This window comes from Cohnella abietis (assembly GCF_004295585.1).
GTDB lineage: Bacteria > Bacillota > Bacilli > Paenibacillales > Paenibacillaceae > Cohnella > Cohnella abietis.
Window position 1 is genome coordinate 320,416 of sequence record NZ_AP019400.1, and the last position, 24,809, is coordinate 345,224.

The 24,809-nt window shown below is 46.2% G+C and carries 20 protein-coding genes; 15 read left to right on the forward strand and 5 right to left on the reverse strand.

Annotated elements, in window-relative coordinates:
* Window positions 1-132: 132 nt before the first annotated feature.
* Window positions 133-2,325 carry a WG repeat-containing protein gene (locus tag KCTCHS21_RS01330; protein WP_162309243.1) on the forward strand — a complete coding sequence of 731 codons (2,193 nt, stop codon included), beginning with the start codon at window positions 133-135 and terminating at the stop codon, window positions 2,323-2,325.
* A gap of 118 nt (window positions 2,326-2,443) precedes the next feature.
* On the opposite strand, the gene KCTCHS21_RS01335 is transcribed toward KCTCHS21_RS01330, so the two are convergent.
* Entirely contained in the window at window positions 2,444-3,484 is a 1,041-nt protein-coding gene (locus tag KCTCHS21_RS01335; RefSeq protein ID WP_130604780.1) for an NAD(P)/FAD-dependent oxidoreductase, read from the reverse strand.
* Window positions 3,485-3,565: 81 nt separating this feature from the next.
* Window positions 3,566-4,129 carry a TVP38/TMEM64 family protein gene (locus KCTCHS21_RS01340; protein WP_130604781.1) on the reverse strand — a complete coding sequence of 188 codons (564 nt, stop codon included), beginning with the start codon at window positions 4,127-4,129 and terminating at the stop codon, window positions 3,566-3,568.
* A gap of 126 nt (window positions 4,130-4,255) precedes the next feature.
* On the opposite strand from KCTCHS21_RS01340, the gene KCTCHS21_RS01345 reads away from it, so the two are divergent.
* From KCTCHS21_RS01345 to KCTCHS21_RS01355, 3 genes are all read left to right on the forward strand, one after another.
* On the forward strand, window positions 4,256-4,873 hold the full coding sequence (locus KCTCHS21_RS01345) for a DUF2975 domain-containing protein (RefSeq protein ID WP_130604782.1): 618 nt from the start codon (window positions 4,256-4,258) through the stop codon (window positions 4,871-4,873).
* A gap of 18 nt (window positions 4,874-4,891) precedes the next feature.
* Entirely contained in the window at window positions 4,892-5,119 is a 228-nt protein-coding gene (locus tag KCTCHS21_RS01350) for a helix-turn-helix domain-containing protein (protein ID WP_130604783.1), read from the forward strand.
* A 530-nt stretch (window positions 5,120-5,649) separates the two neighbouring features.
* Complete coding sequence (locus tag KCTCHS21_RS01355; RefSeq protein WP_145988914.1) at window positions 5,650-5,880, forward strand: hypothetical protein; 231 nt, start codon at window positions 5,650-5,652, stop codon at window positions 5,878-5,880.
* A 93-nt stretch (window positions 5,881-5,973) separates the two neighbouring features.
* Here the strand turns inward: KCTCHS21_RS01355 and KCTCHS21_RS01360 are convergent, their stop codons facing one another.
* From KCTCHS21_RS01360 to KCTCHS21_RS01370, 3 genes are read right to left on the reverse strand one after another with little or no spacing between them, the layout of a single operon-like run.
* Window positions 5,974-8,211 carry an ABC transporter ATP-binding protein gene (locus KCTCHS21_RS01360; RefSeq protein ID WP_232058025.1) on the reverse strand — a complete coding sequence of 746 codons (2,238 nt, stop codon included), beginning with the start codon at window positions 8,209-8,211 and terminating at the stop codon, window positions 5,974-5,976.
* 33 nt (window positions 8,212-8,244) lie between these two features.
* Window positions 8,245-8,823 (reverse strand): DUF1854 domain-containing protein, encoded by a 579-nt coding sequence (locus KCTCHS21_RS01365; RefSeq protein ID WP_130604785.1) that lies wholly within the window; start codon window positions 8,821-8,823, stop codon window positions 8,245-8,247.
* Complete coding sequence (locus KCTCHS21_RS01370) at window positions 8,820-11,087, reverse strand: ABC transporter ATP-binding protein (protein ID WP_232058026.1); 2,268 nt, start codon at window positions 11,085-11,087, stop codon at window positions 8,820-8,822. Before KCTCHS21_RS01370 ends, KCTCHS21_RS01365 begins: the two co-directional genes overlap by 4 nt.
* A gap of 205 nt (window positions 11,088-11,292) precedes the next feature.
* On the opposite strand from KCTCHS21_RS01370, the gene KCTCHS21_RS01375 reads away from it, so the two are divergent.
* The 11 genes from KCTCHS21_RS01375 (at window position 11,293) to KCTCHS21_RS01425 (ending at window position 24,807) form a co-directional block, all read left to right on the forward strand.
* Entirely contained in the window at window positions 11,293-12,507 is a 1,215-nt protein-coding gene (locus tag KCTCHS21_RS01375; protein WP_130604787.1) for an MFS transporter, read from the forward strand.
* Window positions 12,508-12,710: 203 nt separating this feature from the next.
* A complete protein-coding gene (locus KCTCHS21_RS01380) occupies window positions 12,711-13,205 on the forward strand; it encodes an RNA polymerase sigma factor (protein WP_130604788.1) in 495 nt (164 codons plus the stop codon).
* Between the two features lie 312 nt (window positions 13,206-13,517).
* Window positions 13,518-14,111, forward strand: coding sequence for a hypothetical protein (locus KCTCHS21_RS01385; protein ID WP_130604789.1), 594 nt, complete (start codon window positions 13,518-13,520; stop codon window positions 14,109-14,111).
* A gap of 757 nt (window positions 14,112-14,868) precedes the next feature.
* Window positions 14,869-16,644 carry a sensor histidine kinase gene (locus KCTCHS21_RS01390; RefSeq protein ID WP_162309244.1) on the forward strand — a complete coding sequence of 592 codons (1,776 nt, stop codon included), beginning with the start codon at window positions 14,869-14,871 and terminating at the stop codon, window positions 16,642-16,644.
* Window positions 16,637-18,319 (forward strand): response regulator transcription factor, encoded by a 1,683-nt coding sequence (locus tag KCTCHS21_RS01395; RefSeq protein ID WP_162309245.1) that lies wholly within the window; start codon window positions 16,637-16,639, stop codon window positions 18,317-18,319. Before KCTCHS21_RS01390 ends, KCTCHS21_RS01395 begins: the two co-directional genes overlap by 8 nt.
* 135 nt (window positions 18,320-18,454) lie before the next feature.
* Complete coding sequence (locus KCTCHS21_RS01400) at window positions 18,455-20,167, forward strand: type 2 periplasmic-binding domain-containing protein (protein ID WP_157993912.1); 1,713 nt, start codon at window positions 18,455-18,457, stop codon at window positions 20,165-20,167.
* Between the two features lie 115 nt (window positions 20,168-20,282).
* Window positions 20,283-21,137 carry an ABC transporter permease gene (locus tag KCTCHS21_RS01405; protein WP_130616291.1) on the forward strand — a complete coding sequence of 285 codons (855 nt, stop codon included), beginning with the start codon at window positions 20,283-20,285 and terminating at the stop codon, window positions 21,135-21,137.
* A gap of 19 nt (window positions 21,138-21,156) precedes the next feature.
* The gene (locus tag KCTCHS21_RS01410) at window positions 21,157-22,047 is read left to right on the forward strand and encodes a carbohydrate ABC transporter permease (protein ID WP_130604793.1); all 891 of its coding nucleotides are present in this window, start codon (window positions 21,157-21,159) and stop codon (window positions 22,045-22,047) included.
* A gap of 515 nt (window positions 22,048-22,562) precedes the next feature.
* The gene (locus tag KCTCHS21_RS01415; protein WP_130604794.1) at window positions 22,563-23,141 is read left to right on the forward strand and encodes a GNAT family N-acetyltransferase; all 579 of its coding nucleotides are present in this window, start codon (window positions 22,563-22,565) and stop codon (window positions 23,139-23,141) included.
* Between the two features lie 165 nt (window positions 23,142-23,306).
* Window positions 23,307-23,753 carry a hypothetical protein gene (locus tag KCTCHS21_RS01420; RefSeq protein WP_130604795.1) on the forward strand — a complete coding sequence of 149 codons (447 nt, stop codon included), beginning with the start codon at window positions 23,307-23,309 and terminating at the stop codon, window positions 23,751-23,753.
* 13 nt (window positions 23,754-23,766) lie between these two features.
* Window positions 23,767-24,807: a tetratricopeptide repeat protein gene (locus KCTCHS21_RS01425; RefSeq protein WP_130604796.1), complete on the forward strand. Its 1,041-nt coding sequence runs from the start codon at window positions 23,767-23,769 to the stop codon at window positions 24,805-24,807.
* Window positions 24,808-24,809: the final 2 nt, after the last annotated feature.

The window sequence follows — 24,809 nt, forward strand, 5'->3', positions numbered from 1 at the left end:
TATTTTAAGGAAAATTTTAATATGGGTTTTAAGGAAATATCAGTTTAATTTCCCAAATCCACCAGTAAGTTTGTTCAATATCAAATTTGAAATAAATCACTTGAGATTCATAACATGAGGGGAAGTATCAGAATGTTTAAAAGATTTGTAGCGACCTTGCTAGTGCTGTTGATTACCATGACCTCAGATTTTCAAACCAATTCCGTCGCGGCGAAATCTGACGCCAATAATAATGAGATGGTGGCAATATCCGCCGGAAGCGACTTTTATGTTTCTCTCACACGACAGGGTACGGTTTGGTCTTGGGGAAATAATGAGTTAGGTCAGCTTGGCGATGGAACGGAACTCAAGAGGACGGCACCGGTGCAAGTAGACGGGCTGCTTGATATAACGGCTTTATCCGCAGGGAAGATGCATGTGCTGGCTTTGCAGAAGGATGGATCCGTCTGGGCCTGGGGAAGTAACCGCCTTAAACAATTGGGCATCAAGGACGTTGAGCAGAGCAACATCCCCGTCAAGGTGCAGTCGATTTCCGACGCTACCGGGATTGCGGCAGGGGAATATCACTCCGTGGTCCTCAAACGGGACGGTACCGTCTGGGCTTGGGGACTTCGGTTACTGACGCCAATGCAGGTTACGGGGTTGAGTGACATCACGGCAGTTGCTGCAACAAGCTTTAAATCACTAGCGTTGAACAAGGATGGCTCTGTATGGGAGTGGAGCATGTCCAGAAATCCGAGAGAAGACAGAATCGATTCTTTTACCGTTCCTCAGAAAATTTCTGATCTTTCCAATATAATAGCGATATCGATTAGTGAAAGACATGCTTTGGCATTGAAGAAGGACGGTACCGTTTGGGCCTGGGGCAGCAATTACGTTGGACAGCTCGGTGACGGTACGAATGCGGAGAGAAGCAAGCCAGTTAAAGTTAAAGGACTGTCAGGCGTTATCGCCATATCCTCCGGGGAGGAACACTCGATCGCGCTCAAGTCAGACGGTACCGTCTGGGGCTGGGGGGCGAACAACACTGGCCAAGTCGGAGTTCCGATGCAATGGGAATTCATTAAACATGAGAGAAAACTAATTAACTATAGTACGCCTGTTAAAGTGAATATTAGCGGTATTACTGCAATCGGCGCAGGTGAAACGCAATCGTTTGCTATCGGTAAGGGCGGTGTTGCATGGGGCTGGGGCGATGGCCTGGCGGGGATTAATCGGATGACGGAAGTCCAGTCTTATGTGATCGACCCCCAATTTGAATCGGCAAGCAGCTTTAGTGATGGGGTTGCTTACACGGACAGGGGAGTATTTATTAATCAAGATCGCGAAAAAGTTATGACGGTTCCGGATCGCTTTTGCCGCGGGATGTATGTTTTTGAGAATGGTATCTCCGTTTCGTGTATCATGGTTGGCGACAAAATGCGGTTCGGACTTTTTGATAAGAATTTCCGGGAAATCGTCAAGCCTCAATACGAATTTTTCGATAAGTTCGTCGATGGGCTGGCAGCCGTTTATAAAAATGGCAAATGGGGATTTATAGATCGGAATGGAAAGGAAGTCGTCAAGCCGCAGTACGAAGCCTATGGCTATAGTTATGAATTTTTAGAAGGACTAGCTCTGGTTAGTAAAAACGGAAAAATGGGTTATATCGATAAAACGGGCAAGGTAGTTATTCCTTTACGTTACGATTACGCAAGAAGCTTCAGCGATGGACTAGCTGCGATCATGGTAAAAGACAAATTTGGCTATATCGACAAGAATGGCAAAATCGTGATTCAGCCTAAGTATGATGAGGCTTACTCTTTTGGAGAAGGCGTTGCCATCGTCTATCGCAACGGATGGTTGCTTATCGACAAATCCGGCAAGGAAACGAAGCTGAAGTTGAATTGGCAGTACGAAATCAGCGAGTCTGATACGTTTTCTGAGGGCCTACTCAAGGTGAAGTTTAAAGGAAAGTATGGCTTTATGAACAAAAAGGGCGAGCTTGTGGTTAAAGCACAATATGAGAGCATCGACCCATTCATCGGAGGAGTCGCTAGAATAAGCAAGAGCGACCCGAAGAACGCAAGGGCGTATCCCAAATACGGTTTTGTAGACAAGAAAGGCAAGGAGATTATACCGGCTAAGTACGATTATGTCGGCATGTTCAGTGAAGGCTTGGCAGATGTCAGACAGAATGGAAAATGGGGTTTTGTCGATCAGACGGGCAAGGTTATCGTAAAGCTTCAATTTGATGATGCCTTAAGCTACAGCGAAGGGCTTGCAGCAGTAAAGGTTAACGGCAAATGGGGTTATATTCGAAATCCACTCCATGCGGTGAAATAAAGATAAACTATAAGATATATCTTGAAGTACATTGCCACATGGGCGATGTACTTCTTTATGTTGTACTCGGGATTGTTTAGCTGGAGCTGAGAAACGGCGGGAAAACCCTCAATATGTCCTAAAAGCGAGAGAGCCGACAAGGGTCTAATTCACTTCTTGATTCCCGATCGATTATTTCACTTGCAGCCAGACGCGCAATTAGCGGTGCCAGTGTAATTGCAGAATGCATCACCGTCAGATAAAGCCCCTTTATGTGATCATGGAAGCCCACGATCGGATAGCCGTCTTCAGGCATTGGTCTCATCCCGACCTGGATGCTTTCCAGTTCCAGTTGATTCCCGTCCTTCAAACTGCGACGCAACGTCTCGAACGCTCGTTTGCCGACCGCCTCTGGTCCGTTTTCCTCCGACTCGTCGATATAATCTTCCGCAGCCAGCAGCGTATGATCCGTCAGTTGACGCGCTTCAAATTGCGCATTTGAGATTAATGTGCGTATCAGCTTATTCGTAGTTTTCATCCGAATTAGAATGGAAGGCGACGACGTTACTGGCACGGGACAACCTAACGGGTTGCAAAGTTCGGGTATGCCTGTACCTGCGGCTAATACCACGACATCCGACTCCAGAAAACCCTTGGACGTATGGATGCCGACTAGGCGGGAATCTTCTTGCTGCAGCAATGTAACGATGGTATCGAACTGCACTTTTGCTCCGTACTCCCGCGCTTTGCTGAGCAACAGCTCTGTTAACCCTATTGGGTCCAACGCACCTTCCTCGCTGACAAAAATCGCTTCATCCGGGTATTCCTTCAGATTCGGCTCCAATGCCTCAAGCTGCTCCCGATTTAATTTTTGAGAGTGGAGTTGCTCCCTTAGGGGCGGAGTGCCCCAAGTCAGCGCTCCATGCCAATGAATTTTCAGCTCGGACAGCTCTTGCTGAAGCGCATGATATTCTTCCAATGCTGCATCGTACAAATGCCAGTATTCGGGAGCCACCCTATGAGTCGTATGTATCCAGGCAAAAGATTTTTCCGTCACTTCACGCGCTGCGGCTGGATGCCGCTCAATAACGGTTACATCTTGATTCTGTTTGGCTATATGATAGGCCATGGACGCCCCGACAATTCCTGCGCCAATAATCACGATTTTTTGCTTATTCAATAATGACTCCCCCTTTGGGCTTCTCGTTCAACAGCTTGCAAATTAGTAGCCGGAGAAAGCATTGCTTCGGTTTGTAAGTTGTTAAAAAAGGCTTAGCAGATGCTTGCCTATAAAAGCGTATAGTAGCATCCCCGGAATTTTGCCTATTGCGGATGCTAATGCATAGATTGGAAAAGAAATAGAAGTGGCCCCGGCATAAATTGAAACAATTGATTGCGGAATCACTGGGATAAGACGTGCCAATAAGATGGAAACAAACGGTTTTTTCATCATTTTTGCATGAAATGAGACAACTCGTTCGTTGGTCGACAACCATTTATTCGTTTGTTCGCTATAAAAAAATCTAGTGTAGGCATACATCAGAATGGAAGATATCCAAGCGCCGCTCCAACACAGTAAGGCGCCTGGGAGAGTGCCGTACATAAATGCCATGATCCCGATGACAACGCTGTAAGGGATTATAGGGAAAAAGGTAAAGCAAATCGTTATCAACAGCATGAGGAAGACTGAATGGGAACCCTGCTGCATCCAAGCCAGAAGCTCGGATTTATAAACGATAAGCATGCTTATCGTTAATGCGTAAAAAAGAAAAGCAAGCCATTTTTTTATCTTCGCGTTACCTGATGGAGCATATAGATTCCTCATGAACCGATTATACAGAAATGCCGAGGAAAAATCTTTAATTTAATGTTTATCATTAAATAGTTATTGTTTTTCGTGAACAAATAAATTAATATATAGCTGTAAGTTCACATGAAAAGGAGATCGCGCATGAACGGAATTGAATTCAAAGCCAAACCCGGTTTCAAAAGAATGCACAATACGCTTCAGATCGGATACTGGGGAGCAATCGGGCTACTTATTGCTTTTGTCTGCTTCGATATATGGATCGGATTAAAGCCCCAGGAGTTGTTCTCTGCAGAGAAGGGAATCGCGCACTGGTCCTTTTCCGTACCGATATGGGATACGGTGACGAAGAGCGTTCTGGTTCCTTTCACTTATTTTCAGCCGATCAATCCTGATAAGTTCGATGCCAAGACCGCTTATCTGGTCGTCAGCTTGACCAATACCGTGCTTGCCTTCTGTGCCTACCTCTACTCAATTGGTCAGATCCGCCATATAATAGGAAGCATACTTAGTGGAAGCAGCCCTTTCGTCCTGGCGAATGCCTCCCGTCTGAGAAAGCTGGGAATCGCCGTCATTCTGTATTCCTTGCTGGCGAAGCTCATTCTCAATATTATGATCTGCCTGCTCGTCACTCGCATCTTTTCCATTAATCTGGGCGGTATCTCTTTAATCGGAATTATTATCGGCATACTCGTTCTGTTCGTGTCCGAGATTTTCAAGTACGGCGCTCTTCTGCAGGAAGAGCATGATTCGACTATCTGAGAATGGAGTCTGACGAAAGTGCCGATTATTATACGCCTGGACCGGGTTCTAGCCGACAAAAAAATGAAATTGAACGACCTGGCCGACAAGGTCGGCATTTCGAACGTCAATCTGTCCAATCTGAAGACGGGCAAAGTGAAGGCGATCCGGTTCTCCACCTTAGAAGCGATCTGCGAAATTCTGGACTGTCAGCCGGGAGATATTATGGAATTCGTGGCCGATAGCGAAAGCTGTAAAAACGATTGAAGGGAGCTTATCCTCCCTTCAATCGTTTTTTTTCGGGGTAAGCTTATCATGGGGCTGCTTGCTTCACTTGGCCTTTTGTTGGCGTTCGGCTCAGCTTGGTTCAGCCACAGGCGGATACCTCGTCTTGGCTCAAACTGTATTGTTTCGTCAGCCCCATCATCCACGGGCCTCTTGCTCCCTAAGTCTCCCAAGCGTAGCCAAGGGTGGTCGTTGCACATGCATCTTGGCATATCCTCAGAGACATTCCCACCGCACTGATCGGAACCCCCATTTCTTGGCGTTGGAGCCCTCAGAGCATGGGTGTTCGTGGGGGTATAAGAAGCTGGAGCGATTGGATTACTTGGCAAGATAACCCGATAGCCGTCGGGGACGAATGAAGTCCGAGTGACATATAGCAGTATGTAGATCATGAATCGGTGCTTGTTACATCCTACTTCTATAAACAGTATGACAGGACAAAATGGGTAAGAGCACTACTCGTCACGTCTATGATGAACGGAATTATATGTCTAACCTTTGGGTATGGACTTGTGACAATTGGTAGATATATTAGGTTTCAATTAACGGCTTACGATAAAATTTTATATTTGTTGCCCGAAGTGATCATTTTACTGACTCTTATTCAAATCGTGATGCTAATTGTCGTTTGGATGAAAAAGCAATACCGCATATTCGACCGGGTAATGTACAGCCTGTACACCACCGGATTGATCATCATTTCTTTTTTTATGGGATGGGCTTTTATTGTGGGGTTACAGTAACCTAACCTTGGATCTCGAAGCCAACCCGACAGCTGGAAAGATTGGATTTCGTACGAGGGAAATCCGGTAGCGAGTCACAGCCCTTTATGGATATTATCCGACAAGCTCATCCTTCTGCTCTTTCTTCGACATTTGCCTTTGGGCCGTAATCAGTTTATAGTAATTGCCTCTCTTCTCCACCAACTCGGCATGGGAACCTATTTCCGCAATTGTGCCCTTCTCCAGCACAGCTAGTCGGTCGGCATTGCGGAGAGTCGACAGTCTGTGGGCGATCGCAATCGTTGTTCGCCCTTTCATGATTCGCTGAAGCGCCTCCTGAATGACGCTTTCCGTCTCAATATCGAGCGCAGAGGTAGCTTCATCCAAAATAAGCAGAGGCGGATCATTAAGAATCGCTCTTGCAATTGCCAGACGCTGGCGCTCGCCGCCGGATATATTGTTCCCATTCTCCTCCAGCAGCGTGTCGTACCCATCCGGCAGATTAATAATAAAGGAATGCGCATTGGCGATCTTGGCCGCCCGGATTACTTCCTCTTCCGTCGCACCCGGCTTGGAGTAACGGATATTATCGAGTATCGTCCCTGTGAACAGGAATGTCTCCTGAAGCACAACACCAATCTGAGAGCGCATGTCATTCTGCTGGATGTCTCGAATGTCTACACCATCAATGGTAATTTGACCTTCATTCACATCATAGAAACGGGATAAAAGGTTAATCAATGTCGACTTTCCAGAGCCCGAATGTCCTACCAGGCCAATCATTTCCCCTTCCCGAATATCAAAGGACACATTCTTAAGCACCGGCTCATAGGACTTATAGCCAAAATAGACGCCACGGAACGAAATCGCGCCGCGAATTGTATGCTTCACAGCCCTCTTGGCCTCTAGCACCTCCGGCTGCTCGTCAATGACCGAAAATACGCGGTCAATCGAAATCAGCGCATTGGCAACCCACCTCGGCATGAACATCATCCAAGCAATCGGTCCAAACACCATTGACGCATACATGCTGAACTTGATCAGTTCACCAACATTCATCTGATTGTTCAAAATCAGGTTGCAGCCAAGCAGAAGCACAAAATATTGACCAAGCTGGATCAAGTAGTTTGTAATCGGGGCCAGCACGTTAAGAAGAGTCTCATTTTTAATCGTAGCGACGGCGAATTCACTGTTGTAGGTGCGAAATCTTTTGATCTCTCGGGATTCCTTGCCGAATGCCTTGACTACCCGGATTCCGCTCAGTACATCATGTAGAAAAGAGCTCGCCCGGTCGTAGACTCTCCACTGCTTGTGATACAGCTTCCACAGCACATGCTTCCAGATGTAAATGTTCATGTAAGCGACGATTGGCGCAGGCAGCAGCACTACACAGGCGAGGCGCCAGTCGGCACTGAACAACAGAGTGCTGGAAGCGATAAGGAGCATCAGCTGATAGATTGCCGTTGTACACAGTTCCTGAATCAATTGCCGGATCCGGTCCGTATCAGCCGTGATCCGATTCATAAGATCTCCTGCCCGTTGAGAGGTCATGAATCCGAGTGGCAGGCTTTGTATCTTCTCATAAACCATTCTGCGCAGATCGGCGGCAATATTAGAGCTGACATTTGCCATGACACGTGCACGGACAATTGACAGCAGTTCTCCAATCACTAGTCCTCCGATCATGGCAGTAAGTGCGATATAGAACAGCTTCATGTTCGGACTTTGTCCGTCAGTCGGCCGTAAGGCACCGTTAATCAGGAGCTCTTGAAAATAGGGTCCTGCCAGCGATATAGCTGAAGCCGCAATCATAACAATCAGCCCTACAGCCAGCGGCTTCCAATGCAGCTTCGAGACGCCAAACAGTTTTTTGAACGCTGCGGCCTTGCTCATGCACCTGGGGCATACACGGGTCCCTGTCACGAGCCGCACGCCGCAATTGGCACAGGTGGCTTCCTCTTCATTATTGAAAATACGGACTTTACGGGCTGCTGATTTATCGTTCAGCACCTGTGCAATGTAGCCGAAGCGGGCGGCATGCTCCATTGAAGAGCGGACGAGGACACGCTTCCCTTGCTTATCCTCGGTCTCCAGCACAACATTTCCGATGAGTGGAATGACCTTGTATTCCCATGAATCAGCAATGATACCTGCTTCCTTCGCTTGTCCGTTCTCGATGTAAGCCCATTTATCCTGCCCGATAACGAGGAAGCCTGCTGATCGGTAGCCAAGCAGAGACAGGTTAGCCGGAACACAATATTCAATCTCTGTTCCGACAGCCTGCACAGCAGCATTCTTGTTCTGTTCAGCAAGCGAGAAATTCAAATTCATCGGCTTTTCCATCTCCTTCATAGCCGCTCTGTTCGCACAGTACAGATGACCTGCCTACATACACAGCTCTACCAGCCGGTATTCCCTGTCCGTCAGCTTGCTCATATCCGGGATGACGAATCGGTTGCCGTCTACGTCAGTCACGAGCAGCAGGACTGGGGTTACCAGCTTGGCGTGGCCGCCACCGCCTCTGACCGTGAACCGGCATAGCCCGGCTGTAGTCTCCGCCTCCCAATAGGAGTAGCCGAACTCCTCTTTCACGCTAATCACCTTGCTGATTTCTGGAGTGAAATAACGGATGTGCAGCTGCTCTTCCAGTAGTTGCACTGTCTCCTCCGTAAAATCATCCAGACTGCGGATCATGCCAATTTCCTTGTTTTCAACTGTTCGGACAGACAAATACATGCGTTTATTCGTATGAGGAAAAGAACAGTGTACATAAACGACAGGATGCGTTTCTTCTCCAACCGTTACAGACAGCATCTGGCCCTCCGTTTTATCAAATTTTGCATTAACCTTTGTCAGATAATGAATGTCGGCGGCATCAGACAGCGAACCTGCTGTGAACTCCCCTTCCGGTAGCTCAGCTGCTTGGGCTGCAGCCACTTCCTTCTCTGTTTTAGACGAATTCATGCTGAAATCACCTCGCTCATTTTTAAAGCCTCATCATGCTTTTTCACCAATGTATAATAAGCGCCAGGGGTACTCATCAGCGATTCATGCGTTCCTTCTTCTACGATCTTGCCCTGATCCATCACTACCAGATAGTCGGCATTGCGAAGCGTGGAGAGCCGGTGTGCAATTGCAATTGTTGTACGTCCCTTAATCAGCTTATCTAGTGCCTCCTGGATTTGCAGCTCCGTCTCCGTATCCAGAGAAGCTGTCGCTTCATCAAGAATTAGAATTTTCGGGTTATGCAGAATCGCCCGTGCAATGGATAACCGCTGCTTCTCGCCGCCCGATAGATTGTATCCACCCGTTCCCACGAGTGTATCGTATCCGTCCGGCAGCTTCTCGATAAAATCATGGGCGTTGGCAATTTTCGCCGCATGAATGATGTCCATGACACTGCAATCCGGGTTGGCATAGGCAATATTTTCAGCAATGCTGCCTGAGAACACGTATACATCCTGCGATACAATCCCAATATTGGAGCGGAGCGATTCAGCGGCCAAATCCTTCACATTCACTCCGTCGATAGTGATTGCACCTTCATTGACATCGTATAGTCGGGAAATCAGGTTGACGAGTGTTGATTTGCCTGCTCCGGAATGTCCGACGACGCCAAGCATTTGTCCTGCCTTCACCTGCAGCGTAACCTTCTTCAAAATCGATTTATTCGGCTCATAGCCAAATACGACATTCGATACTTGAATATCACCCTTCATTACCGGAATCCGGATCGTATCTTCCTTCTCCTTCACATCAGGGTTGGCGTCTTGAATTTCAAAAATTCGCTGCGAAGCTGTCATACAACGTGACCACCAGCCCACGATATTGTTCATAAACTCTATAGGGCCATATAACAGATACATATAATTGACAAAGGTCAGCATCAGCCCAAACGAAATTTCCCCCCTGAGCACCATCCAGCCACCGAATGCCCAGATGAACATGCCGCCCATATGGGTCAGCAAATTAAGCACTGGAAAGATCGTGCCGCTCAAACGGTTATAATGCTGCTCCGAGCCGGAGAAATTCACATTAGCCCGCTGGAACCGTTCCATCTCCTTATGCTCCATGCCAAATGCCTTGACTACTCGGACACCCCTAATGGAGTCGCTAATGATAGAATTCATTGCTGACACGCGACGGTGCGTCCGCCATGATAGCCTCCATAGCTTAGGTAATACTTTGCGTACCAGAAAAAAGACAATCGTCAGCGGCAAAAAACACAGTAGCGTGAGTTTCCAGTCCAGCACCAGCAATATGACCGTAATCCCGATGATATTCATGACATTCACAACAAAGTAGGAGAGTACATCAATGAAAAAGATTTGCAGCTCGGCTGAGTCATAATTGACTCTAGTCATCAGCTGTCCGGTCTGCTTCCGCTGGAAAAAGTTCAGCGACAAGCGCTGCATCGCAGTAAAAATGACTGATTTCAGATCGAAAACAATATTAGCAGCCATTCTCGCATTGATGATTCCGAATAAGACGCCAAATATAAGGGATAGAGTCCGAAAAACAATGACCAGCAAGATGACCAGTCCGACTTGTCCGGCAAAATATCCTTCGCCTTGTAGTGCCTGATCAAATAATGCCGTACCCGTCAAATAGGGAATGACAATTGTAGTCACGGAGCTTAGCAGCATTAGCACAATAATGAGCAGCACGGAGGTTTTATAAGGCTTGGCAAACGATAGCAGTCGGATGAATAGTGCACTTTTCTTCATGCATTTTGGGCAAACCTCGCGGCCTTCTTCCGGGTAAATCCTTCCGCATTTGGGACAAGAGGCATTTACCCCCTCATCCTTCAGCAGCTCACTGTCCAACTCCTCTTGCTGTTTCAGCTTCTTAATGATTGCTGTCAGCCTGGATGCTTTGCTCATCAGTCCATTGGTGAACGCCGCAATCATTCTCTCCTTCGGCGCCTTCACCACCAGCATGCCGGACGCGACAAGGTTAACAATGAAAACGGATTCAATATCACTGATTTTCAATGTTTGAATCGACCAGTGTTCCGCCCCCTGCGTATTGTGCTGCGTATGGCTTTTGACTGGGAGTGAGTAGCCCTTAAAGGTTTTTTCTTGATCTGGTGACTTGAGACTTGTTGCAATAAGCATCTCATGTCGGGATAAGGCAATGTAGGTATCGAGAAAATGCCCCTCTGTCGTAAGGTCGCAAGTCATCTCGAACAGGATATCCTTCTCCGCCCATCCCTGTTGCTGCAACAAGTTTAATTTTTCAGTAGAATGAATAGTCATCACCTCCAAAGGTGATATGAATGTTTGAATGCTCCATTTATATAGTATACATATTAGTATAAAAAGTATATATTGACTATGGAATAAATGTGTATTAGATTTATTCCATACATTTTATACTTCTATGTTTAATAATGAGTTTGGAATTTCGGGATTTGAGTTGGAGGATAATCAGATGGCTTTATTATTTAAAAGTCGGGGCGCTATGCTGCTTCTGATGTTTAATTTATTTTTGGTCTTTGCCGGCATTGGTCTGGTCATACCGGTAATCCCTAAATACATTACAATGTTGGATATTAACGGAAGCATTGCTGGTTTGCTTACCGCCTCTTTTGCATTTACACAGTTGGTTTTCTCTCCGCTTGCAGGACGGTTATCCGATTCCTTCGGACGTAAGCGCGTTATTGTCGTCGGAATGCTGGTCTTCGCCTGTGCCGAAATTATATTCGGATTAGCTGATTCTGCTCTGCTTCTCTTCGTATCCCGGATGATGGGCGGCATTAGCGGAGCGCTTATCATGCCTGCCGTTATGGCCTATGCGGCGGATGTCACGACCGAGGAAGAGCGTGCCAAAGGGATGGGCTTTATCAATGCTTCTATTTCGACAGGCTACATCATTGGTCCCGGCATTGGAGGCTATATTGCCGAGTTCGGCATTCGTGTGCCGTTCTATGCTGCTGGAGTTGCAGGTCTGGTCGCTGCGGTTATCACGATGATTGTACTGCCGGAGTCGCTACAGTCCATTAAAAAAGGGAATGAGAATAACGAAAAGGCAGGAGCTGATACGGAGACGAAACAAAGTCTGTTCCAGCAGCTGCGTTTTGCTTACCGCGAACCGTATTTTATTAGTTTAATTATTGTGTTAGTTATGTCCTTTGGACTTGCCAACTATGAAGCGATATTCGGCCTTTTCGTCGACCATAAGCTCGACTTCACTCCGAAGGATATTGCCTTCATTTTCACATTTGCTTCCATTGGTGGTGCTGTGGTTCAGTTAACTATTTTCGGATGGCTAATGAACCGCTTTGGCGAGAGGATGGTTATTACACTTTGCCTACTCGCTGCCGGGGTCTTCGTCCTATTGACGTTGTTCGTGCACCAATACTGGCTGATCTTTGCTGTTACCTTTGTTATCTTTTTGTCCATAGATATTTTACGTCCTGCCATCAGCACACAAATGTCCATGTTCGCCCAAGAAAAGCAGGGGTATGTAGCAGGACTTAACTCCGCCTTTACTAGCCTTGGCAATATTATCGGACCAATAGCAGCTGGAATGCTATTCGATGTGAATATGAACTTCCCTTATGTGGTTGCCGGAATCATTCTGATTCTGTGCTTCGGGCTCACTTTGTTCAAAGGAAGCCAGCGCGTACAGCGTGCAAATGCTTAAAGAATTCAAAGCAGTAATTATATTTCGAATACATCGCTGTGTAACCCAAGGGTACCAGCGATGTATTTTTCATTGTCGGAGTCAACAAGGAGTCAGCACTCAAATACAGAAAATACTAATATACGCTCAAAAATTATTTTTTCCATTTCCGAACCATTCATCGATAATCGACACTATAGAGATGAAAGGCAGGTGAAGCTTACATGCCAGACACGATTGCTATGTCCATCCAACGTGATTACTTAGAGAAACTTTACTATTTCGCGCTGAAGAAGACAGGAAGCAAACACGAAGCGGAAGATTTGGCCCAGGACATTGCATCGCAGGCGCTGCTCAGCCTCGCGAATGGAAGCCGCCCGGATGACCTAAGTCGATGGATTTGGACGATTGCGCGTAATCGCTATGCGAGTTGGGCGAAAGAGAAGAAACGCCGCAGTGGTACAGTTTCTAGCGAAGCATCGCTCATCGCTGTGCCTGACGGGCAAGCAACGGCGGATGATCAGCTGTTGCTCCGAGAGAATCTTTCCTTGTTGCGGCGCGAGTTATCGCTTCTGGTAACTGGCTACCGTGAAATCGTCGTCGCCTATTACTTTGAAGGTGAGCGTCTCGCAGACATTGCAGCGAGGCTCGATATACCTGAAGGAACGGTCAAACGCAAGCTTCACGAATGCCGAAAAAACATTCGGGAGGGAAGATAAAATGGATTAATCGGACTGGATGTGCCTGCCAGACTGATCGGTCAGCTGAAATTCGTATATCCAGTGAATTCCTTTATATCATGCGAATTATGTGCCTTCGGCATGCCCTGGATCAAGGACACATCAAGCTGCCGGAGGAACCGATGAAAAGCACGATTGCCATGTATATGATGCTCGGCTAAAGCAACAATAAGTGAATTTCTCAATAAAGCAGGATTCAGAATGGCTATAGATTGGCTGACCAATTTGCACCAAATAAGTAGTATTAAATTTTAATGTGCTATAGAATGTTAATAATTGGGGGGGAGAAGAATGAATAGAAATAGTGTGATAGCTGTTTGTCTCTTTCTTTCGCTTATAGGAAATGCATTTTTGCTGAAAATGTATTTTGACGATAAACACAACCAGGTTACGCTTGAAAAAGGAATTATTATGAATGAAATGATTGAGCGGGAAAAGGGATTAAGGAATTTCAGAGCATTTGTCGGCGAATTAGCAGCAAAATATGACGAACATGTCCCTATTAGTAAAGAACAATCTAGTCTCTATTCGTTATTGGCATCCCCTTATAAATCGTTAATTCCGAAAGGCACATATGAGATACAAGCAGACTATAAACATTACGATGATTATTTAGGATTCATTCAAGAATTTGATAGAGAGTACGAGGCAATTGGAGATAACTTTAAGATCAGGCTGCCGTTAATGACTAAAGAACAATTAGTAAATTTCTCTTCTCATTTAGATGGGACTTATGATTTGCTTATGGATAAAGCATTACGAGATTGGGGAATTAGAAGAACGGGTAAAAAGTTAGACATTAAATTTGAGCCAAATAAAGAAATACTTAATCAGGTGTTAAAAGAGCTAAAGTCGATCCGTGAAGAGCTTGAAGCTCTTGGGTGATTTTTCGGGTTACCTATTGTTCAGCGAGTAAACAGGTGGTTCTTGAAACTTCTTACAGATCGGGTCAGACAGAGTTGCCGTTGAACATTTGAGACGAGAACAGCGTTTCGCTATCGGGAACTTCTTCGCGCCCCCATTCTGTCAGAGATATATAAGGAATTATAGTTAACGGCCTCACAACCGCCGCCACTGGCTTTTTAACCATAGAAATTATAGTTAATGGCCTCACAAACTCTGTCATCGTCTCTATAACCATACAATTTATGGTTAATACTCCAATAAAATTCTACACCGTCTCTTTAACGGCTTATTCTGATAAAACTGATTGAACCCAGCATCATTTCGTTTACCTTCTCCGGTGTAGCTGCTATTCAGACCGCCTATGTTTGCCGTACTGATCGGACTTACCATCATTCAAATGCTGTTCGTAAATCTAATCCTGGAAAAATTATTCTGGGCAAATATTTAAACCTTTGCGGGCAAGGCGCTACTTGGGGGCTCTGGAATCCGTTTGAGCAATACCTGTTCAGGATAACCAGCTCAATTTCTGTGGAATATCCTTAAAACTCAAAGAAAGCCGTCAGGAAGAACTTTCCTGACGGCTTTCTTATGTACGGCGCGCCTAGACAAACTAGGCATTGGACGACTAAGGAGCCAGCTTCGGCAAGCGCACTTGATGGTCCGGGATATCACTCACTCGTCATTCATGTTAAACTCAAAAACAAAAGTAAACGGTTTCAATGTGAGGAGATTTCGGATGAACGATACAGGGGTATTTTGGAAGCAATCTATTTTCACGAGACTGATTGTAACTTTCTTGGTCAGCATGATACCCATTTTCGTGCTTGGGGTATGGAGTTACAAGTGGAGCAGTCAGCAATTGTCCGAAGAAATTTTCAATTCGATGAAGCTGCAGGTCTCTTACTATATGGACAACCTTGACCATGATATCCAACGTATTCAAAAGCTGCAGTTCGATATGACACAGGACGAGGACTTAAACCAAATCGCCAACTCATCGCAGTATTTGGATAATTTCGAGAAAACGAAAGCGATACTTAGAATCCATCAACGGCTGTCCTCCATTAAGAGTAGTAGCGGTTATATTCAGGATGTGAGAGTGCTTATTCCTTCCTTAAAATGGTCTATTAACGCAGATGGCTATCCTAGGGGTTTATACAGCGAGCTAATGCTGGAGGAATTCGATGGGTTAAAGGCGCTCAAAAGCGATTCCGCCTCGCAAATCGTTCATTGGCAGGACCGTCTACTGATGCTGGCTGGTTTCCCGAACTACGCGCAAGGCGGCAAGCCGCCACTGTTCATCATCGAGATCGAGCTGTCCAAGACGGCTCTGGAATCGGCACAATTGCAATTGGAAGGCTACAAGGACAGCGGATTTATAATACGAAAGCCTTCGCAGCAGTTCATGATAGAAAACGTAAACGACGTGGACTCGTTAGCTAAGCTTTCCCAACGTCTGGATGTTGCCCTGCAAGACAGCAGTAGCGGTTCTATCCCCGTCGATCTGCACGGCAAGCCGTATTTGCTTGTTTACAAGATGTCAGACTTTACCGGTATTACGCTTTCCTACGTTTTGCCGAAGGAAGGCATTCTGACGTCGTTAAAAAAGCTAGTCACTTGGAACTGGAGTTTCTTCTTGATCGCTATCTTGATTACAGCGGCATATTCCTACTCCTTGTACATGTTAATCAAGAAGCCGCTCGTCAAGCTGATCCGATCGTTCAGAATGGTGGAGAGCGGCAATCTTCAGATGCGAATTGATTATGAAAGCCGTGATGAATTTGGCTATTTGTACAGGCGTTACAACGCCATGGTGGAAAATTTGCAAAATCTGATCGAGCAAGTGTACGAGCAAAAAATACTGAGTCAGAAAGCCGAGCTGAAGCAGCTTCAAACGCAAATTAATCCACATTTTTTATATAACAGTTACTTCCTGCTGCACCGCATTATTAAAAAAGAAGATTACGAGAACGCGCTGCGATTTTCGAAGGAAATCGGCCGGTATTTCCAATTCATTACGAGAAACGGCGCAGAGACGGTCACGTTGGATAAGGAAGTCGAGCATGCCCGGATTTACGCGGAAATTCAGGCGATGCGCTTCGCGGGGAGAATCTCTGTCGATTTCGCTGATTTTCCTACGGATCTCGGACAGCTGGAGGTGCCGCGACTTATCCTGCAGCCCATCATTGAGAACGCTTTCGAGCACGGATTGGAGAATAAGCAGGATCACGGCTTGCTCTCTGTCCGTTTCGCTCCGGTTTCGGGGGGGCTCGTCATAACCATCGATGATAACGGGGAAGAGCTGACGGATGCGTATTTGGAGAAGCTGGCCCTGAGCTGGCATAAGGAAAACGACTATACGGAAGTAACCGGCCTTGCGAATATCCATCGACGCGTCAAGCTGTTCTGTAAAGAGGGAAGCGGATTGACAGTTGCCAGGTCGGAATCAGGCGGGTTGCAAGTCCGTCTTGCGATTATAACGGAAGAATCGGGGGAGAATGTCCATGCATAGATTAATGATCGTGGATGACGAGAGGCATATTGTGGATTGGCTTTACGAGCTATTTATGGATAATTCGGATATGGATTTAGACATTGTCAAGGCTTACTCGGGCAAAGAAGCTTTACAAAGGCTGGAGGGTGCCAAGATCGACATAGTGCTCTCGGACATTCGCATGCCTGGGATGAGCGGGCTTGAGTTAATGGAAAAAATAAAAGAAAGCTGGCCGGGATGCAAAATCGTTTTCCTGACGGGCTACAACGATTTCGAATATATCTACAGTGCGGTGAAGCAAAACGGCGTAAGCTACCTGTTGAAAACGGAAGACGACGATGAGATCGTCGAAGCCGTTAAGCAAGCGATCTCCGCACTCGAGCAGGAGCTAGGCAACCGGCAATTGCGAAGCCGCGTGCTGGAAAGAGAAGAGCTTGTGGCCCACCTGATGCGTAAGGAATTGCTGCTAGACGTCATTGGCGGCAAGGTACGTTTGGCGGACGCGGATCGGGGCTGGCTGGACAAGCTGGCTATCCCTTTTGACGAGAATCGGCCGGTAATGCTGTTGTTCGGTCGGGTACACGGTGGTATGGTCAGCCAGGATTACTCGGAGAGATTCTTGAGTTTGAGGGGGCTTTCATCCTTAACCGGACAGTATTTATCGCCGTTCGCATCCCATGCGCTGATCGACATCGAGAAATACGATCTTTTATGGCTCATACAGCCCGTGAAACGAACTGATGGCGACGCTAATGCCGCATCCGAGAGCGATGATCAGCTCTGGCGGAGAACAGTGCTATTCGTCAAAGGTAATCTTGAGACGTTGCAAGCCGCGAGCGAAGAAGCGTTGGAGACGAAGATATCGTTCCTGTTGTATGATCAGCGCGTTCCTTGGTCGTCGGTACAAGAAAGCTGGGATTTATTGAAATCGATGGCCGACATCCGTATTCATTCACCGAGGGGCATGCCCATCGTTTGTTCAATAGACGCCGAAGAGGCGTCCGCGTTCGATGCAGCCAATAAGGCTGCCCTGGACGGAAGCGCCTACGCTAGAAAAACGGAAGCGTTACAGGATTGCTTGGAGCAAGGACTTCGCAAGGAATTTTTCGAAAAGCTGGATGAGGTGGATGAGGGCCTGAGCGCCGTCTCCCGCATGCGCGATCTTTCTGCAGCCCAAGTGTATTGCACGATATCGCTGCTTTTTCTGACCTACATCAACAAAAACCGTCTGGCAGACAAGCTCAACGATCGCATCGCTTTAGGCAGGCTCATCCCTACGAACGGGTTCGATTCCTGGCGTGAGTCATTCGAATATTTGCGCGAGCTGGGGCACGCGGTTTTCGCTTTGAAGGAAGACGAGCGGACCAGCAGGGAGGGCGAATTGATCGAGCGGATTATCGCTTTCGTCAGAAGCAACCTGCACGGTGAATTGACGCTTGTTCGCATCTCGGAGAAAGTGAACTACAATCCTTCCTACGTTTCGAGAATATTTAAGCAGGCAACGGGAACGAATCTATTCGACTTTATTAATAAAGCCCGAATCGGCAAAGCCAAAGAGCTGCTTGAAGACGGCGCGCGCCCAATTCAGGATATCGCCAGAGCCGCCGGGTTCGATTCTCCTCAGTATTTCGCGACGGCGTTCAAGAAAATGACGGGCATGACTCCGAACGAATACCGTAACCAGCTTATCTGAATATCGTCTCAGCTGGTCAATGGATCAAACAAAAGTAAAGAGATTGAACTATAAATAATCGATGGTGGCGCTTACAATAATTCATAGGGGCCCCTCCCCAAGAAGATTATGACGAACCGTATTCAAGGAGGGTTTATGTTGAGGCAAACAAAGAAAACTCGCACAAGCGCGATCGTAATTTTTATGCTTGTTCTCGTTCTGGTTGTATCGGCTTGCGGCAAAAAAGAAAATGCAGGCCAGCCAAGCGAAAGCAGTGGTACTCCCGCTAGTGAAACATCCGCCGCTTCACCATCGGCAAGCGCGGCTAACGAAGAAGGACCATGGTCGAAATACGAGAAGCCGCTCAAAGTGACGACGGCGCTGAAGACCAATACGGGCATTACCCAGCTGGACAAAGATACGTACGACGACAACCTCTGGACAAGAGCGATTGAGAGTACTTTTAACATTAAGATGGAAAACCTGTGGACAGCGGACGCGACGCAGTATACAACCAAACTGAACGTCAGCATCGCGTCTGGCAATCTGCCCGATGTATATACGGTCGACAACGTTCAATTCGCGCAGGTCACCGCATCCGGTCTCAACATGGACTTGATGGAAGCTTACGAGAAGTTCGCTTCTCCAGAACTCAGAAAGATCATGGAGGCCGACAAAGCTGGTTTTGAATCCGGCATCATCGACGGAAAGCTGATGGGTATTTCCACCCAGCATTTCGGGATGATTGCCGTTCCGAGCGTCGTTTGGATTCGCGACGATTGGATGAAAAAGTTCAACCTTGCTCCTCCGAAGACGATGGACGAACTTCTCCACATTGCGGAAGTATTTAAGACGGAAAATCCGGACGGCAACAAAAAGAACGACACTTACGGTATTGCTATCAATAAAAACCTTTATGACACCTCCATTTCGGCGACTGGAGTCGCGCTTGCTGATGGCATTTTCAATGCTTATCATGCTTACCCGGCCGCGTGGATCAAGGATGCTTCTGGCAAAATCGTTTACGGCTCGGTACAGCCGGAGATGAAAGCGGGCTTGGCGGTTCTTCAGGACATGTTCAAAAAAGGCTTGATCAGCAAGGAGTTCGGCCTGAAGGATACGGCTAAAATTGCCGAAGATCTGACGAACGGCAAAGTCGGCATTGAGATCGGCTCCAACTGGAACGGCTATTATCCGGGACCGGATATTATCAAGAAAAACGGCAACGGCGCTATTCTGATGCCTTACGCGATTCCTTCAGGGGACGGTCAACCCGTGAAGCAGCCGGGCAATTGGCCGGTAGGTAGCTACATTGTTGTAAACAAGAAGTTCGCGAATCCAGAAGCCGCGATCAAACTCATCAACCTGTATGTCAAAATTAACCAAACAAACGACGCGGACGAGTACATTAACTTCACTGCTGGTGGAAGAATGTGGAACGCTCCAATCGGAGTCAGCGATCCAGATCAGAGCGCGCGGGAATACACGCAAATCTCGCAGGCTTTGGAAACGAAGGACACCTCGAAGTTGGCCGGTTCGTCCGTCGGCAAATATAGCGCGGCGCTTAAATGGGTGGAATCGCAAGATCCGGATTCCGCAGGCGCTTGGCTGCAAAACTCTTCGGTAGGCTCGTTCTCGGTATTGCAGAAGCTGTTCGATAACGGCAACGTGTTGCCGACGGAATATCGCGGCGTGGATACGCCTACGATGGCCGAGAAGAAAGCGACATTGGAGAAGCTCGAGAAAGAAGCTATCACCAAGATCATTATGGGCGCTTCATTGGACGAATTCGACAAGATGGTTAGCAACTGGAATAAACTCGGCGGCGAAGCCATTACGCAAGAAATGAACGATAAATACAACAAATAAGAAAATAGGGCGGACGGGGAAGTCTTCCGAATTTCCTCGTTCGTCCGTGCTTTTTTAGGAAGGAGACAAGGCGTTGCTAAGAATCGGAAGAAGCCGAACCACACCGCTGCACTTGATGCTGCTTCCCTCGGTGATTGTTGTACTCATTTATAGTTATCTTCCCATGGTCGGACTCTTCATAGCCTTTCAGAAGTTCAATCCGGCACATTTATTTAGTTCGCCTTGGGTCGGTTTTGACAACTTCAAATACGTCTATTATATGCCCGGCTCGATGCAAATCTTATGGAATACGTTGACGATCGCATTATTCAAGATCGTAGGCATGATCGTCGTGCCGGTTACTTTCGCCCTGCTATTGAACGAAGTGGGGAAATCGCTATTTAAGAAATCGTTCCAGACACTCATTTATCTCCCCAATTTTCTATCTTGGATTATTATGGGGGGCGTGCTAATCGATATTCTATCGCCTTCGGATGGAATCGTTAATCAGGCGCTCGGTTTGGTCGGCATCAAGCCCATATACTTTCTAGGCGATCCTTTTTGGTTTCCTATCACGATGATTGTATCCGATATATGGAAAGGATTCGGATTCGGAACGGTCATCTACCTGGCCGCGCTGACCAGCATTGATCCATCGCTTTACGAATCGGCCCGCGTCGACGGGGCTAACCGATGGAAGCAAACGTTATTCATCACATTACCAGGAATTATGCCTATCATCATCCTAATGTCTGTGTTGAGTCTCGGAAACGTACTGAATGCGGGCTTTGACCAAATTTTCAATTTATACAGTGCTTCCGTGTATGAGACGGGCGACATCATCGACACGTTCGTGTACCGGCTCGGCATCGAACAGACCCAGTATTCTCCGGCTACGGCAATCGGATTGTTTAAATCAGTTGTCTCATTCACCTTAATCTCGATCTCTTACTATTTGGCTTCAAGGTTTGCGGACTATCGCATATTCTAATAGAAGGAATGAATTCCCCATGAATCGCTACGACACTTTCGGAAGAAGACTGTTTGTTGTAGGCAATTACACTTTTCTGGCGCTTACGGCGATACTCTGCCTACTGCCGTTCATTAATCTTCTGGCAACCTCGTTAAGCGGAAGCACCGCTGTCGCTGCCGGGGATGTGAAATTTTTGCCTATTGATTTTAATTGGAAATCTTACGAGTTCGTCATGAAGTCCGAACAGTTTGCTCGTGCTCTTTGGGTATCTGTGGAAAGGGTCGTGCTCGGTGTTGGCGTTAATATGTTCCTTACGATTCTTGCCGCCTATTCCTTGTCCAAAGAGAGAAGAAACTTCAAGTGGCGCGGCATGTACGCTTGGTTCTTTTTCGTGACGATCTTGTTCAGCGGGGGGTTGATCCCGTGGTATGTGGTCATCAGCAAAACCGGCTTGATCGATTCCATCTGGGCATTGATTTTGCCCGGTGCCCTGCCTGTGTTTAACGTCATCGTCCTGCTGAACTTTTTTCGAGGTTTGCCTAAAGAGCTGGAGGAAGCGGCTTTTATGGATGGTGCATCTCATTGGACGGTGCTTTGGCGAATTTTCACACCTCTATCGAAGCCGGCATTGGCCACGTTAGCCTTGTTCTGTATCGTCAACCATTGGAATTCCTGGTTTGAAGGCCTTATCTTAATGAACCGTACGGAACATTATCCGCTTCAAAGCTACTTGCAGACGATCATCATCAATCCTGAAAATTTTATCAGCATGGCCAGAGGAGAATACTCTGATTTGCTCAATTTCGTAAACGCCAGAACGTCCCGCGCAGCTCAGCTTTTCGTGGGCACACTGCCGATCCTTCTCGTGTATCCGTTCCTGCAAAAATACTTCACTTCGGGGCTTGTGCTTGGAAGTGTCAAGGGTTGACCCGTGTAGGTCACGATAATATGTGTAACTATAAAAGGCGTGCCTCTGGGCATGCCTTTTGTTCACTTTTCAGAAAGTATAAAATCACTACCCTATTTCAATACGCACTGGTTGCTAGGAGACAAATAAAGTACCCCAAAGTGCCAAAGTGCCCCGCACTCTTGTGACAAGAGGCTTGAGTAGAATGTTTTTCATCGTTAATAGCCAGTAGGGGCGCTTCCAAAGACGCATTAACGATGTTTATGATCGTACTTTCTACACAATAGTCCTCTGCGCCTGACCATTTTCGTCGAAGTATAATGTTTTTCATCGTTAATAGCTAGTGGGGACGCCTCCAAAGACGCATTAACGATGTTTATGATCGTATTTCTCTAATTTTATGTAGCTATAGTGCTGCTCGGGGAAAAGACACTGAGAACGGACAGATTACTTATAAAGAATAAATACTACCTCCATATTGGATTATTTAGGTAAAATTGAGAGGGCGTATTAACCAATAATGGAGGTAGGATTATATGAGACAAATAGATTATAGTAATTATTTTTGGCAGGATGAAGTAATAAGGTTACGCGCAATACAACCGGAAGATTGGGAAGGGCATTATATTAATAGGTTTGATACTCCTGCACGGCGTCTTCTTGAATGTGCAGTTGAACTACCACCTACAATTACAGAGGCAAAAGCGTTCGCAGAAAGCTTCACCGATTTCTCTTCGAATCGTCTTATGTTTACAATTGAAAACATAAATGGTGAAAATGTTGGCGGAATTAACCTAAATAGTATCGACGAAAGAAACGGCACTTTCAGTATTGGTATTCAAATCGACAGAGACCACAGAGGCAAGGGATATGGTACAAGAGCTGTGCACATACTTTTGAAGTATGCTTTTTTTGAGCGTAGACTTAATAAGTTTAATGATTACGTGCTTGAAGGAAACGAAGCCTCTGCTGCGATGTTGAGAAAAGTCGGTTGTATTCAAGAGGGAGTTCGTCGCCAAGTTTTCTACACGAATGGTCAGTATTTAAACTCCATATTATTCGGCTTAACCAAGGACGAATATGTGCAGCTTTTTAATGCGAACTCCAAGAAATAAGAGAGTGATTCAGCGAATAATAAGTTGATGAAGAGGAACTGAAATACATCGCCACGAGGACTGTGCGCCTGGTGATGTGTTTTTTGTTGTGGAAAAAGGAGGATATAAATGCAATGTCGAATTATGTAGATAGAACAAGACGATTTGATGGTATAGGTGAAATTGATGAACAATTATAAACCGTTATTAACCGAGAATTCGAAAAAAACGACAACTTATCGAATTGCGAACCTTTTTTACGTTGCTCTGTTTGGCGGGGTAACTGCTCTAACGTTCATAGGGCTTAAAAACGCGCAAATGCTGCGCCTTCGCAAATCAGTATTTTGGACGTTGTTGATGTTATCTATCGTCAGCTTAGTGGGGAAAATTGTCCTCATATGGGTGGCTATTCATAATTTTGAGCTTCCAGCCGAGCGGTTTGGCTTTAGTATATTCAAAATACCGGACCTTTTGTTGTTTGCGGTGTATTATCACGCATTAAAAGTCCCCTACCGTCTCCATATGGTTTACCATAGCGAATATTATAATATGTCTTATCGAGGCTTGTCTATTTACGCAAGTCTTATTAGCTTGATCATCGATATTATTATCTGTGTTGCTCTATTCTCCTAGTAGGAGGTTTCAAATGGAATTACAGCAAAGAAAATTGCTCCCTATGATCGAACATTATTTGGACATCAAACGATACGATCAAGCGAAGGTACTCGTGCATGAAGGCTTGGCGGAAAGTCCGGAGGATGCTCATCTGCACTTTTTGGCTGGAAGAGTTTATTATCTATTGGATGAGTATGATCAAGCAGAGGAACATTTGCGATTCGCTTTTAGATATGGTTACGATTTTGTTGCTGTTCAATATATGTTCGGCCATATCTATTTAGAGAAGGAGCAATGGGCGTTATCTGAGTGTGCGTATCTAGCAGCGTTAGAGAAAAGTCCGAACAACGCTCGACTTCATGCAGCTTATGGAGCCCTGCTAATTCAAACTGGCGAATGGAAACAAGGACTCCATATGCTGAACCAGGCCGAAAAGCTGGATCCGAATGATTCAGAAGTGCTTCGTCACAGGCTGTACTATGACATCGCTGGAAACCATAACAACAGTAATATGATTACACTCGAAAAATATATGAGATTCGAAGACGACCAAACGGCAAGCTTATCCCAAATGGGTATTACCGAGTATTACAGAGGGAACTATCGAGCGGCCAGAGAGCATTTTCGGCAAGCCTATCTTTCCAATCCCGCTGACAAAAGCTTGCTGAGGAATGTCAGATTGCTTGAAAATCAAGCGAATCCACTACTCTTTCCGATAAGCTGGTCAGATAAGATCGGCGGAATGCCGTTTCTATGGTTTTGGGTAACTCTACTTGTACTGTTCTTATATCCCTACAACGACAACTTTCTGGGCTGGGGAATTACTGGATTTATTTTTTTAGGAGTTTATATCTATCTAGCCAAATCGCTGGTGCTCATTCATCAAGAGGCTTTGGATTCCGGCTTGTCTTACTGGAAGGCACTATTAAATTCCAACGTAAAAAGAAAAATCGCCGCCGATGGCATCCTCCTGCTAGGGGTAATGTTAATATTCGTATCCGGGCCATTTGGAATGATTATTGCATTTTATGTAAGAAAAGCGCTGTTGAAAAACACTAATTATAGGGTGTGATG